This window comes from Streptomyces sp. L500 (genome assembly GCF_054551825.1).
This window is the reverse complement of the sequence record NZ_JBTOLC010000016.1, coordinates 49,303-62,779: the sequence shown is the minus strand read 5'-3', so window position 1 is coordinate 62,779 and position 13,477 is coordinate 49,303. Positions and strand designations below refer to the sequence as shown.

The window sequence follows — 13,477 nt, the reverse complement described above, 5'->3', positions numbered from 1 at the left end:
CATGTCATTTCCCCTGCTGACGGCCACGGCGGCGGTGCCCGCGCTGGGCGCGGTCGCCACGGCCGCCGTCCCGGCCGAGCGGCGCGCGGCCGCCAAGTGGCTCGCGCTGGCCGTCTCGCTGGTCACGCTGGTGCTGGCGGCGACGCAGCTCGTGCGCTTCGATCCGGACGCGAAGGGCCCGTTCCAGCTCACCGAGTCGCACGCCTGGATCGCCGCGTTCGGCGTCCGCTACGACCTGGGCGTGGACGGCATCTCGGTCGTCCTGATCGGGCTGACCGCGCTGCTGATCCCCTTCATCGTCCTCGCCGGCTGGCACGACGCCGACCCCCTGGAGACCCACTCCTCGCGGTGGCGGCCCACCCAGGGCTTCTTCGCGCTGATCCTGATGGTCGAGGCGATGGTGGTGATCGCCTTCGAGGCCACCGACGTCTTCCTCTTCTACATCTTCTTCGAAGCCATGCTCATCCCGATGTACTTCCTCATCGGCGGCTTCGGCGACCGGGCGGGGGAGCGCGGCGAGGCCGAGAGCGCCACCCAGCGCTCGTACGCGGCGGTGAAGTTCCTGCTCTACAACCTCGTCGGCGGGCTGATCATGCTGGCCGCCGTCATCGGGCTGTACGCGGTCACCGCCGACCAGCTGGGCAGCGGCACCTTCTCCCTCACGGAGATCGTCCAGGCGCGGGCGGCCGGAAAGCTGGACTTCGCGACCACCACCGAACGGGCGCTGTTCCTCGGCTTCTTCTTCGCCTTCGCCGTCAAGGCGCCGCTGTGGCCGCTGCACACCTGGCTGCCCAACGCCATGGGCGAGGCCACCGCGCCCGTGGCCGTGCTGATCACCGCGGTGGTCGACAAGGTCGGCACGTTCGCGATGCTCCGCTTCTGCCTCCAGCTCTTCCCGGAGGCGTCGAAGTGGGCGACGCCGGTGATCCTCGTGCTGGCGCTGATCAGCATCCTCTACGGGGCGCTGCTGGCCGTCGGGCAGCGGGACATCAAGCGCCTGATCGCCTACGCCTCGATCTCCCACTTCGGCTTCATCGTCCTGGGCGTCTTCGCGATGACCACCCAGGGCCAGAGCGGCGCGACGCTCTACATGGTCAACCACGGGATCTCCACGGCCGCGCTGATGCTGGTCGCGGGCTTCCTGATCTCCCGGCGCGGCTCCCGGCTCATCGCCGACTACGGCGGGGTGCAGAAGGTGGCCCCCGTGCTCGCCGGCACCTTCCTGATCGGCGGCCTGGCCACCCTGTCGCTGCCGGGGCTCGCGCCCTTCGTCTCCGAATTCCTGGTCCTGGTGGGGACGTTCAGCCGCTATCCGGTCGCCGGTGCCGTCGCCACCGTCGGCATCGTGCTCGCCGCGCTCTACGTCCTCGTGCTCTACCAGCGGACGATGACGGGCCCGGTGGCCGAGCCCGTGCGGGAGATGCCCGACCTGCGGGCGCGGGAACTGGCCGTCGTGGCGCCGCTGATCGCGCTGCTGCTCTTCCTGGGCGTCTACCCCAAGCCCGTGACGCAGCTGTTGGACCCGGCGGTCGCGCACACCATGTCGCAGGTCCACGAGAGCGATCCCCAGCCCTCTGTGCATGTCAACGACGCCCACGTGAACGATGTGGAGGCCGCCAAGTGAGCCACGCGGAAACTGTCCACAGCCTGTGGACACTGGCGGCGGCCGAGGCGCCGAAGAAGATCCCCGGCCCGCACATCGAGTACGTCCAGCTGTCCCCCACGCTGATCGTGCTCGGCGCCGCGCTCCTCGGCGTCCTCGCCGAGGCGTTCCTGCCGCGCGGCGTCCGGCACCGCGCCCAGCTCGGGCTGGCCGCCCTCGGCCTGGCGGCGGCCTTCGCGGCCGTCGTCGCCCTGGCGGCGGGCGGCTACGCGTCGGACAAGTCCCACGTGGCGGCCATGGGCGCCGTCGCCGTCGACGGGCCCGCGCTGTTCCTGCAGGGCACCATTCTCCTCGTCGCCCTGGTGGCCGTGTTCACCTTCGCCGAGCGCCGGCTCGACCCGGCGGCCGACGGCCGGCCCGTCGACTCCTTCGCCGCGCAGGCCGCCGCCGTGCCGGGCGGGGACGCCGAGCGGGAGGCGGTGGCGGCGGGCATGGTCACCACCGAGGTCTTCCCGCTGGTGCTCTTCGCCGTCGGCGGCATGCTCGTCTTCCCCGCCGCCGACGACCTGCTGACGCTGTTCGTCGCCCTGGAGGTGTTCTCGCTCCCGCTGTACATCCTGTGCGGCCTGGCCCGCCGCCAGCGGCTGCTGTCGCAGGAGTCGGCCGTCAAGTACTTCCTGCTGGGCGCCTTCTCCTCCGCGTTCCTCCTCTTCGGGATCGCGCTGCTCTACGGCTACGCGGGCACCGTCACCTACGCGGGCATCGCCGACGTCGTCAGCGGCACCACGCGGGTCATGGACCCGGCGCTGGCGGGCAGCACGGCCAATGACGCGCTGCTGCTGGTCGGCGTGGCGATGGTGCTGATGGGGCTGCTGTTCAAGGTCGGCGCGGTGCCGTTCCACATGTGGACGCCGGACGTCTACCAGGGCGCCCCCACGCCGGTCACCGGCTTCATGGCGGCGGCCACCAAGGTCGCGGCCTTCGGTGCGCTGCTGCGGCTGCTCTACGTGGTCCTGCCGGGGATGCGCTGGGACTGGCGGCCCGTGATGTGGGGCGTCGCGATCGTCACGATGCTCGTCGGCGCGATCGTGGCCGTCACCCAGACCGATGTGAAGCGGCTGCTGGCCTACTCCTCCATCGCCCACGCGGGCTTCATCCTCGCCGGTGTCATCGCGGCCACTCCCGACGGCGTCTCGTCGGTCCTCTTCTATCTGGCCGCCTATTCCTTCGTCACGCTGGGCGCGTTCGCGGTGGTGACGCTGGTGCGGGACGCGGGCGGCGAGGCCACCCACCTGTCGAAGTGGGCGGGGCTCGGGCGGCGTTCGCCGCTGGTCGCGGCGGTCTTCGCGGTCTTCCTGCTGGCCTTCGCGGGCATCCCGCTGACCAGCGGTTTCGCGGGGAAGTTCGCGGTGTTCAAGGCGGCCGCGCAGGGCGGCGCGGCGCCGCTGGTCATCGTCGGCGTGCTGTCCTCGGCGATCGCGGCGTTCTTCTACATCCGGGTGATCGTGCTGATGTTCTTCAGCGAGCCCAAGGCCGACGGGCCCACCGTCGCGGTGCCCAGCCCGCTGACGTCCTCGGCCATCGCCATCGGCGTCGCGGTCACCCTCGTCCTCGGTCTGGCCCCCCAGTACTTCCTGGAACTGGCAGGGCAGGCGGGCGTCTTCGTACGGTAGTCGTACGACGTGACGGCGCCCGGCACCCCGCGAGGGGGCCGGGCGCCGTCGTACGTCCGTCCGTCAGGGGCGGCGTCAGCCGGCGGGCTTGGCCGGGATGCCGGCCGGCAGGCCGGCGGGCAGACCCGCGGGCTTGCCGTCGGCGCCCACGGCCTTGGTGAGGGTGTCCTCCTTGCCGGAGGCCCAGGCGATCGTCAGCGACTTGCCGTCGAAGCTCTTGACGGTGCCCTTGCTGTAGTCGGTGCTGCCGTCCTGGCAGTGGGTGATCTCCAGCGTGACGGGCTGCGCGTTGTCGACGACGGTGCCGGAGCACGCCGTCTTCCCGCTGAGCCCCACCTTGTTGCCGGCGAACGACAGGATCAGCAGGCTCTGGTCGGACAGCTTGCCCTTCGACCAGCCGCCCTTGAGGTCGGCGGCCGAGACGCGCTGCGCGGGGGCGCTCGTCGCGGCGCCGCCCGGGGTGGGCTTGCCGCTGTCGGCGGTCGCCGGGGCGGAGGCCCCGGTCTCCTTGCTCTTGTCCCCGCCCTTGTCGCTGCTGCTGCCACAGCCGGTCATCAGCACAGCGGCCACCGCGGCCGCCCCCGTGATCTGTACTGCCTTGCGCACGTGTGCGCCCTTTCTATTGTCATGTCCCGGCCCGGTGGGGCCGGGCACGACAAGCTAGCAGTACGCCCGTGGGTCAACCGCTTCCGCAGCCGCCCCCACCGCAGCCGCCCCCGCCTCCGCAGCCGTGACCGCCGGAGTGACCACCGCCGTCGCCACCGTCACCGCCGCTGCCGCTGGAGGAGGAGTCCGCCGAGACGTTGCGGTACACGGCGTAGGCGGTCCACTCGTCGCGCATGTGGCGCCGCAGCTCCTTGCGGTCGGCCCGGCAGCCCCAGCCCGGGTAGAGGACCGCGCCGACACCGGTCGCGGACATCAGCCCGGCGAGCATCCGGTCCCGCCGGACGGGGAAACCGGCCTCCCGGGCTTCCGCGAAGCGCTGCCGGGCCGCGGTGGTCAGGTCGTTCGGCCCCACGGCGTAGCGCAGTTGCCGGACGAGGGCGAACCGGTCCGGAGCCTTCGGGGTGAGGATCCCGCGCTCCACCAGGCCGACGATCCAGGGCTCCTCCACGTGCCGGGCGGCCGTCCGGACCCACCGGTGCGTCGAGGTGCCCAGCCGGAAGAGGCGCGAGCGGCCCTTCGACCCGGGCTTGCCGAGCTCGGGCAGGCTCGCCAGCGGCAGGGCGAGCCGCTGGTCCGCCGGCGGGATGCCGGGGACCCTGACAGGGCCGCCGCGGTCCTCCGCCGCGAGCCCGCGCAGCTCCAGCTCGGCCAGGACCGCCCCGGCCAGGCCGTACGCCAGGTTCCGTGTGGCGCACAGCCGCTTGCCGTCGGACGGGGCGTGGGAGAGGAGTATCAGCTCCTCCGGCAGGGTGAGGCCGGAGGAGGGGGTGGTGCTCATGCGCCGGGCGCCGCCTCGCGCGCCGGGGCGATCCGCCCCGTGACCTCGCCCAGGCCGACGCGCGCGCCGTTCGCGCCGGGCGCCCACGCGGTGATGGTCACCACGTCGCCGTCCGCCAGCCAGGGGCCCTTGCCCTTGGTGAGTTCGAGCAGGCAGCCCAGCTGGTCCGGCTCGGGTCCGGAGACCGTGCCGGAGGCGTAGAAGTCGCCGGTGCGCAGCGAGGCGCCGTTGACCGTCATATGGGCCAGTTGCTGGGCGGCCGTCCAGTACATGGCGGAGAACGGCGGCCGGGAGACGAGCTCGTCGTTGATCCGCACCTCGATGCGCAGGTCGATGCCGCCGGGCTCGGCCGTCGCGTCGTCCAGGTAGGGGAGCAGCGGGTGGGTGCGCTCCGGCGCGGGTGTGCGCGCCGCGTCGAGGGCGTCCAGCGGGGTGATCCAGGCGGAGACGGACGTGGCGAAGGACTTGCCGAGGAAGGGGCCCAGCGGCACGTACTCCCAGGCCTGGAGGTCGCGGGCCGACCAGTCGTTGACGAGGCAGACGCCGAAGACGTGCTCGCGGAAGGCGTCGAGCGGCACGGGGGTGTTCTCGGGGGCGGGGGTGCCGACGACGAAGCCGACCTCTGCCTCGATGTCCAGGCGCAGGGAGGGGCCGAAGGTGGGGGTGGTGTCGGTGGGGGCCTTGCGCTGGCCCTGGGGGCGGACGACGTCGGTGCCCGAGACGACGATCGTGCCGGCGCGCCCGTGGTAACCGATCGGCAGGTGCTTCCAGTTCGGGGTGAGCGGCTCCGGCGCGTCGGGGCGGAAGATGCGGCCCACGTTGGAGGCGTGGTGCTCGCTGGCGTAGAAGTCGACGTAGTCGGCGACCTCGAAGGGCAGCCGCAGCGTGACCTCCGCCAGCGGGTGGAAGTACGGCCCGTCGAGCCAGCCGCGGATCTCCGCGCGCACGGCCTGCCAGGTGGGGCGGCCGGCGGCCAGCAGGGGGTTGAGCGTGGGCGCGGCGAGCAGCGCGGCGTGGGCGGAGCCGTGGTCGGCGGCGGCCGCGGCGACGTCCAGGACGTACGCGCCGTAGCGCACGCCGATCCGGGGGCGGTCGGGAGCGCCCGCGGTGGTGAAGACGCCGTACGGGAGGGTGTCCGCGCCGAAGGGGTCGCCTTCGGGCAGCTCGGGGCGGTTCTGGGGCATGGGGACGCTGCCTCGCCTTCCGGTGAGCTCAGGGGGCCTGACGGGCCCGGTGACCTGATCCACACAGTACTTACGTTTCCCTCCGCGATATAGGTTCGGCAGCCCCCGTGGGCCTGCGGTTCCGGCCGGGGGTCCGGGGGTTGTCCCCCGGAAGACACAGCGAGGGTGAAGCCGTCCGGGCAAGAGGTGTCCGACAGGTGTCCGACCGCTGGCTAAAGGGAGGGCAATGTCCGGTAACTCCTTGCTGGAGACGTCGATTCCGAAGTAGCGTCCTAAGTCGGGTCACACACAGTGGGGGGCCGCTGAGGCTGGGTGGCCGAGGGGGGTGCTGGTGGCGAGCAGGATCGCGCCCGTGGCGGCGGACCGGTCCGTACCCGGGCTGATTGTGAAGATCGGCGACTATCCCCTGCACCACGGCGGCGTCGGCGCCATCCGCAGCCTCGGCAGGCTGGGCGTTCCGATGTACGCCGTCACCGAGGACAGATGGACCCCCGCCGCCCTCTCCCGTTATCTGCGCTCCGGTTTCGTCTGGCCGACGACCGGTACGGAACGGGCGGAGGAGCTGGTGGCGGGCCTGCTGGGGATCGGGCGGCGGATCGGGCGCCCGGCCGTGCTGATCCCCACCGACGAGGAGGCGGCGGTCCTGATCGCCGAGCACGCCGAGTCGCTCGCGGGCCGTTTCCTCTTCCCGCCCGTGGAGCCCGCGCTGCCGCGCCGGCTGGCCAGCAAGCAGGGGCTGCACGAGCTGTGCGTGGAGCACGGGGTGCCCGCCCCGGCCACGCTGTTCCCCGCGTCGTTCGAGGAGATCGAGAACTACGCCGCGATCGCCACGTACCCGGTCGTCGCCAAGAACCGCGAGGCGTTCGAGCGGCGTCGGCGCCCCGCGGTGCACGGCACCACCCGGATCGGCGGGCCCGGGGAGCTGCTGGAGCTGGCGCGCGGCTGGGGGCCCGCCCCGGGGGTGATCCTCCAGGAGTACCTGCCGCGCGAGCACGCCGAGGACTGGATCGTCCACGCCTACTTCGACGCCGAGTCCACCCCGCTGGCGATGTTCACGGGCGTGAAGGTGCGCTCCTGGCCGCCGCACGCGGGCATGACCGCCAATGCCTACGTCGTCGACAACCCGGAACTGGCGGCCATGGCGGCGCAGTTCATCAAACAGATCGGCTTCTGCGGGATCATCGACCTGGACTGGCGCTTCGACCGGCGTGACGGCCGGTACAAGCTGCTGGACTTCAACCCCCGCATGGGCGCCCAGTTCCGCCTCTTCGAGAACGAGGCCGGCATCGACGTCGTCCGGGCCCAGCACCTGGACCTCACCGGCCGGGCCGTCCCGGAGGCCGAGCAGCTCACCGGCCGCCGTTTCATCGTGGAGAACATCGACCTGCCCGCCTTCGCCGCCTACCGGCGCAGCGGCTACACCACCCCGCACGCCCCCGCCCGGGCCAGCGGCACCGAGCTGGCGTGGGCCGCCCGTGACGACATGAAGCCCTTCTTCACCATGCTCGCCCGGTTCGTACGACCGGGCGCCCGGCATCTGTGGCAGCTGTGGCGCAGCCGGCGCCGCGCCGCCTCGGCTGCCTCGGCCGCTTCGGCGGCCTCGTCCGTCGAGCACCACCGATAACGAGCACTACCGATAACAAGCACCACCGGTAACGAGCACGACCGAGAACGCGACAACGCCCGTATTCGCCACGCCGAACACCCCGCGTGCCCTGGGAGGGGATCCGTGACACTTCCCGTAGCCGTCATCGGGGCCGGTCCGTACGGCCTCTCGACCGCAGCCCACCTCAAAGCGCGTGCCGTGCCGACACGCGTCTTCGGCTCGCCCATGGTGAGCTGGCGGGAGCACATGCCCGCCGGGATGCTGCTGAAATCCACTCCCGCCGCCTCCGACATCGACGCCCCCCAGCCCGGCCACACCCTTTTCGACTACTGCCAGGACGTCGGCGAGCGCCGCTTCGAGTCCGACTGGGACGCCATTCCTGTGGAGACCTTCGCCGGGTACGGGATGTGGTTCCAGCAGCGGCTGGTGCCCCAGCTGGAGCGGGAGCGGGTGGTGTCGGTCGACCGGCGCGGCCCCGGCGGTGGCTTCGAGCTGAAGCTGGACTCGGGGGAGCAGTTCACGGCGCGGGCCGTGGTCGTCGCCACGGGGCTGAGCGGGCTGGCCCAGCTGCCGCCCGAGCTCGCGGCGGCCGTCCCGGGCGGGCCCTCGGCGAGCGGGCCGATCTCGCACAGCTCCCAGCACCGCGACCTCTCGCCGCTGGTGGGCAAGGACGTCGTGGTCGTGGGCGCCGGGCAGTCGGCGCTGGAGACCGCCGTGCTGCTGGCCGAGGCGGGCGCGGCGTCGGTACGGGTGCTGGCCCGGCGGCGGGGCGCGGTCCGCTTCGGCGCGGCGCCCGACGGGCAGCCGCTGTTCAAGCCCGACACCCCCTTCGGGCGGGCCTGGTCGCTGTACGCCTTCTCCTACTACGCGGACGGCTTCCGCCGGCTGCCCGCGCCCACCCGGCAGTACCTGGTGCGCCGGGTGCTGGGGCCGCTGGGCGCGTGGTGGCTGCGCGAGCGCTTCGTGGGCCGGGTGGAGGTCACGGAGGGGAAGCGGATCGTCCGCGCCCGAGTGGAATCAGGCCGTCCAGTTCTTACGCTGACAGCGTCGGGCGACGGCCCCGACCGGGACGGCACCGAGAGCGAACTCCGCGCCGACCACGTCATCGCCGCCACCGGCTACCGGATGGATGTGGCGGCCATGGACTTCCTCGGCACCGGGCTGCGCACCCGCCTCCAGGTGAGCGCCGGAGGGCCCCGGCTGATGGCCGGATATCGCTCCTCCGTACCCGGTCTGCACTTCACCGGCCTGCCCGCCGCCGCCAGCTACGGGCCCGTCATGCGCTTCGTCTGCGGCACCGCGTACGCCTCCCCCCGGCTGGCCAGGGCGGTGGCGGGGCTGGGGTGACGGCCCGTGGTCTAGGGGGCCGTGCCTTTCAGGGGAGTATTGGCTGGAAGAAGAACAGTGGCCCCGGCGCTGCCGAACGGCGGCGCCGGGGCCACTGTCCTGCCGTGGTGGCTGAGGGTGCCCACGGTGATCGACAGCCGACCGGATACGCTGACTTTTGGTGAAGACAGCGACACATCGACAATCCCCGTGTTCGCAGGCAGACAGGAGTGACCCTCGTGACCGTCGTCGGGCCTTTCTTTGGGCTGAGCGTGCGGGACCAGGCTCTTGAAGCCGATGTCCAGGCCGGGTTGGCCGCTGTCGAGGAGGGCCTCATCGAGGCCACCAAGAGCGGCGTGCCCTTCATCACCGAGGCCGCCCAGCACCTGGTCAAGGCCGGAGGCAAGCGGTTCCGCCCCCTGCTGGTGTCGCTCGCCGCGCAGTTCGGCGACCCCTACGCCCCCGGCGTGGTGCCCTCGGCCGTCGTCGTCGAGCTCACCCATCTGGCCACCCTCTACCACGACGACGTCATGGACGAGGCCGACGTCCGCCGCGGTGTGCCCAGCGCCAATGTGAACTGGGGCAACTCCGTGGCCGTCCTCACCGGCGACTTCCTCTTCTCCCGCGCCTCCCGGATCCTCGCCGACCTCGGCCCCGAGGCCGTGCGCATCCAGGCCGAGGCATTCGAGCGCCTGGTCACCGGCCAGATCCTGGAGACGGCCGGCCCCCAGAACGGCCGCGACCCCATCGACCACTACCTCGACGTCCTCGCCGGCAAGACCGGCTCCCTGGTCGCCGTCGCCGGCCGCTACGGCGCCATGATGTCCGGCGCCGACGAGCGCATCGTCGAGATCCTCACCCACTACGGCGAGCGCCTGGGCATCGCCTTCCAGCTCGCCGACGACGTGCTGGACATCGCCAGCGACTCCCACGAGTCCGGCAAGACCCCCGGCACCGACCTCCGCGAGGGCATCCCCACCCTGCCCGTCCTCCACCTGCGGGCCCGGGCCGCCGCCACCGGCGACCCCGAGGACCTGGAGCTGTGCCGGATGCTCGAGGGCGACCTCGACGACGACGCCCTCCACGCCGAGGTGCTCCGCCGGCTGCGCGCCCACCCGGCGCTGGAGCAGGCCCGCCGGGACACCGTCCGCTACGCCGAGGAGGCGCGCGCCACCCTGGCCCCGCTGCCCGCGTGCGCCGCGCGGACGGCGCTCGAAGAGCTGTGCGACGCGGTGGTGCACCGCGCCGGCTGACGGCCGCGGCTGATGGCCCGACGGCTCCGGGGGAACTCCGCCGCTCGGCTCGCGCGTCATACCCAAGGCGTACGGGGAGTTGATCCCGTCGGCTGACGACGGGAAGCCGACGCCCTGATGGAATCGAAGGGTAAGGCCGCTGCCGACGACGGAGGGTAGAGACATGGCAGGGAACCAGCCGACATCAGAGGTCCAGGACTTCGAGGGCCCGTCCCGGCGCCGTCGCAAAGCCGTCCGCTACGCCGTGCCGGTCGCGGTCGCGGGCGTCGCGGCGGCCACGATCGGGATCGGGTCGGCGCTCGCCAGCACCGGTGACCCGGATCTGCCGAAGATCAGCGCGCAGGACCTCATAGCCAAGATGGCGCAGTCGGACACCCAGCAGATGTCCGGAAGCATCAAGATCAACACTGATCTGGGTCTGCCCTCGCTCCCGTCGGGCCTCTCCTTCGGCGACGGGGACAAGAAGGGCGAGGGGAAGAAGGGCGGCTCCGCGCCGTCCCCGCAGTCCAAGCTCACCGAGCTCGCCGCCGGTTCGCACACCCTGCGGCTGGCCGTGGACGGCCCCGACAAGCAGCGGGTGTCGATCGTCGAGCGCGCCGCCGAGTACAGCGTCGTCCGCAACGGCGACGACGTGTGGGCGTACGACAGCGCCAGTAACACCGTGCACCACTCCAAGGACGCGAAGGCCGGTAAGGGCGCCAAGGGCGCCAAGGACGACGTCCTGCCGAAGGACCTGGGCGGCGCCTCGCCTCAGGAGCTGGCCAAGAAGGTCCTCGCCGCCGCCGACGAGACCACGGCCGTCACCGTCGACGGCACGGCCAAGGTGGCCGGCCGGGACGCCTACCAGCTGCTGATCAAGCCCAAGGCGGACGACACGACGGTCGGCTCGATCCGGATCGCGGTCGACGCGAAGAACGGCGTGCCGCTGAAGTTCACCCTCGCGGCGAAGGGCGGCGGCAAGGCGGTCGTCGACGCGGCCTTCACCAAGGTCGACTTCGGCAAGCCGGGCGCCGGTACGTTCGACTTCACCCCGCCCAAGGGCGCCAAGGTGACCGAGGGTGGCGCGGCCGACCAGGACCGGAAGGCCGACCGCGACCACAAGGGCCTCCCCGGGATGCCGGGCATGCCCGGCACCGACGCGGCGGGCGCCGGCAAGTCGAAGGTCCTCGGCAAGGGCTGGAGCTCCATCGCCGAGTTCGACGCGGGCAAGGACGCCGGGTCCGCGCTGAACGGCAAGGGCGCCGGGAAGAAGAGCGCGGGCGGCAAGGGCGGCGCGGACGCGCAGGCCCTGCTGGACGGCTTCGGCACCAAGGTCTCGGGCGACTTCGGCTCCGGCCGCGTCTACAGCACCCGGATCGTCAACGCCCTGATGACGGACGACGGCAAGGTCTACGTCGGCGCGGTCACCAAGGACGCGCTGGTCAAGGCCGCGAACGCGAAGTAAGCAGGCTGCTGCCCCTGCCATGGCCCGCAGGCGCCGGCGCGCCCGGCGCCCCAGGGCCACCTGGTGGCGCCGGGCCGCACGCGAGAGGAGACACCGTGGAGGGCCGGTCCAAGCAGGGTCCGTGGCCTGGGGCCGTGGGGGAGGGCGCCGCGGGGGAAGGCGCCGTGATCGAGACGGCCGCGCTGACGAAGCGCTTCGGCCGTCAGCTCGCCGTCGACCGGCTCGACCTCGTCGTGCCGCGCGGCAGCGTCTTCGGCTTCCTCGGTCCCAACGGTTCCGGGAAGACCACCACCATCCGGATGCTCATGGGCCTCGTCGAGCCCACCTCCGGTGCCGCCCGGGTGCTCGGCCAGGAGATGCCGCGCGCCGGGCGGCGCGTCCTGCCCAGGGTGGGGGCCCTGATCGAGGGCCCCGCGCTCTACGGCTTCCTCTCCGGCCGCGACAACCTCCTACGGTTCGACGCCGCCGACCCCACCGCCGACCCCCGCACCCGCGCCGCCCGCGTCGGCGCCGCGCTGGAACGGGTGGGGCTGACGAGCGCGGCCGGCAAGAAGGCCCGCGCCTACTCCCTCGGCATGAAGCAGCGGCTCGGCCTGGCCGCCGCCCTGCTCCGGCCGCGCGAGCTCCTCGTCCTGGACGAGCCCACCAACGGCCTCGACCCGCAGGGCATGCGCGAGATCCGCGCCCTGGTGCGCGGGCTGGCGGCGGAGGGCACCACGGTCTTCCTCTCCTCCCACCTCCTCGACGAGATCGAGCAGGTCTGCACCCACGCCGCCGTCATGGCGCAGGGCCGGCTCCTCACCCAGGGCACGGTCCGGGAGCTGGCCGCCTCGGCCCGCGCCCGGCTGGCCGTCACCACTCCCGACACGGCGGACGCCGTGCGGGTCCTGAAGGAGCACGGCGTGCACGACCTGACGGTCACCGACGACCGCGTCACCGGCGAACTTCCCCCCGTGGACCTCGCCGACCTCAACGCCGCGCTCGTCCGGGCGGACGTGCGCGTGCGGTCCTTCGGCACCGAGCGGGCCTCGCTGGAGGACGCGTTCGTCGCGCTGACGGGGGAGGGTTTCGATGTCGCGGGCTGAGACACTGCCGATCGGGATGCCGTCGCTGTCGCTGTTCCGCAGTGAGGTGACGACCACCTTCCGGCGCTGGCGCACCCTCGCCCTGCTGGGCGTGCTGGCGGCCGTGCCGGTGCTCGTCGGCATCGCGGTGCGGATCGAGACGGGCAGCGGTGGTGGCGGCGGGCGCGGCGACGGTGGCGGCCCGGCGTTCATCGGGCAGGTCGCCGGGAACGGCCTCTTCCTCGTCTTCGCCTCGCTCGCCGCGACCCTGCCGTTCTTCCTGCCGATGGCGATCGGGGTGATCGCGGGCGACTCCGTGGCGGGCGAGGCCGCGGCGGGCACGCTCCGCTATCTGCTGGTCGCCCCGGCCGGGCGGACCCGGCTGCTGCTCGCCAAGTTCACGACGACCGTCCTCTTCGCCTTCGCTGCCACGCTCGTCGTCGCCGTCTCGGCGCTGGCGGTGGGCGCGCTGCTCTTCCCGGTCGGCGAGGTGACGCTGATCAGCGGCACGACCGTGTCGTTCGGCGAGGGGCTGCTGCGCGCGCTCGCGATCGCCGGGGTGGTCGCCCTGTCGCTGACCGGGCTCGCGGCGCTGGGGCTGTTCGTCTCGACGCTCACCAACAGCGGGATCGCGGCGATGGCCACGACGGTGGGGCTGCTGATCACGGTGCAGATACTTGATCAGTTTCCGCAGTTGAGTGCGGTGCAGCCGTATCTTTTTCCGCACTACTGGTTGAGTTTCGCGGACGTGTTGCGGGATCCGCTCTATTGGGATCAGATTCTGCGCAACCTGGGGTTGCAGGCCCTTTACGTGGCCGTCTTCGGCTCGGCGGCGTGGGCACGCTTCACGTCGCGGGACGTGACGGTGTGAGCCTCCGCC

Annotated in this window: 11 protein-coding genes; 8 read left to right on the top strand and 3 right to left on the bottom strand. The window is 72.5% G+C overall.

Going from position 1 to position 13,477, the window contains the following annotated elements; translation table 11 throughout:
- Position 1: 1 nt before the first annotated feature.
- Together ACX9I7_RS17145 and nuoN are read left to right on the top strand one after the other, a co-directional pair.
- Positions 2-1,624: an NADH-quinone oxidoreductase subunit M gene (locus ACX9I7_RS17145; RefSeq protein ID WP_459387816.1), complete on the top strand. Its 1,623-nt coding sequence runs from the start codon at positions 2-4 to the stop codon at positions 1,622-1,624.
- Positions 1,621-3,276 carry an NADH-quinone oxidoreductase subunit NuoN gene (gene nuoN / locus ACX9I7_RS17140; RefSeq protein WP_358631096.1) on the top strand — a complete coding sequence of 552 codons (1,656 nt, stop codon included), beginning with the start codon at positions 1,621-1,623 and terminating at the stop codon, positions 3,274-3,276. Before ACX9I7_RS17145 ends, nuoN begins: the two co-directional genes overlap by 4 nt.
- 75 nt (positions 3,277-3,351) lie before the next feature.
- On the opposite strand, the gene ACX9I7_RS17135 is transcribed toward nuoN, so the two are convergent.
- The 3 genes from ACX9I7_RS17135 to ACX9I7_RS17125 form a co-directional block, all read right to left on the bottom strand.
- A complete protein-coding gene (locus ACX9I7_RS17135) occupies positions 3,352-3,882 on the bottom strand; it encodes a hypothetical protein (protein WP_459387815.1) in 531 nt (176 codons plus the stop codon).
- 73 nt (positions 3,883-3,955) lie between these two features.
- On the bottom strand, positions 3,956-4,720 hold the full coding sequence (locus ACX9I7_RS17130) for a GOLPH3/VPS74 family protein (protein ID WP_459387814.1): 765 nt from the start codon (positions 4,718-4,720) through the stop codon (positions 3,956-3,958).
- Positions 4,717-5,904 (bottom strand): fumarylacetoacetate hydrolase family protein, encoded by a 1,188-nt coding sequence (locus tag ACX9I7_RS17125; RefSeq protein ID WP_459387813.1) that lies wholly within the window; start codon positions 5,902-5,904, stop codon positions 4,717-4,719. Before ACX9I7_RS17125 ends, ACX9I7_RS17130 begins: the two co-directional genes overlap by 4 nt.
- Before the next feature lie 331 nt (positions 5,905-6,235).
- Between ACX9I7_RS17125 and ACX9I7_RS17120 the strand changes: the two genes are divergently transcribed.
- The 6 genes from ACX9I7_RS17120 to ACX9I7_RS17095 all read left to right on the top strand — a co-directional run bounded on the left by ACX9I7_RS17120 (position 6,236) and on the right by ACX9I7_RS17095 (position 13,468).
- Positions 6,236-7,528 carry a carboxylate--amine ligase gene (locus ACX9I7_RS17120; protein ID WP_459387812.1) on the top strand — a complete coding sequence of 431 codons (1,293 nt, stop codon included), beginning with the start codon at positions 6,236-6,238 and terminating at the stop codon, positions 7,526-7,528.
- Between the two features lie 105 nt (positions 7,529-7,633).
- Entirely contained in the window at positions 7,634-8,857 is a 1,224-nt protein-coding gene (locus ACX9I7_RS17115; protein ID WP_189456561.1) for an FAD-dependent oxidoreductase, read from the top strand.
- Positions 8,858-9,075: 218 nt separating this feature from the next.
- Entirely contained in the window at positions 9,076-10,089 is a 1,014-nt protein-coding gene (locus tag ACX9I7_RS17110) for a polyprenyl synthetase family protein (protein WP_358631081.1), read from the top strand.
- A gap of 163 nt (positions 10,090-10,252) precedes the next feature.
- Entirely contained in the window at positions 10,253-11,533 is a 1,281-nt protein-coding gene (locus ACX9I7_RS17105; protein ID WP_387569177.1) for a LolA family protein, read from the top strand.
- 134 nt (positions 11,534-11,667) lie between these two features.
- Positions 11,668-12,618 (top strand): ABC transporter ATP-binding protein, encoded by a 951-nt coding sequence (locus ACX9I7_RS17100; RefSeq protein ID WP_387569174.1) that lies wholly within the window; start codon positions 11,668-11,670, stop codon positions 12,616-12,618.
- Entirely contained in the window at positions 12,605-13,468 is an 864-nt protein-coding gene (locus ACX9I7_RS17095) for an ABC transporter permease (RefSeq protein ID WP_459387811.1), read from the top strand. Before ACX9I7_RS17100 ends, ACX9I7_RS17095 begins: the two co-directional genes overlap by 14 nt.
- The last annotated feature ends 9 nt before the right edge of the window (positions 13,469-13,477 follow it).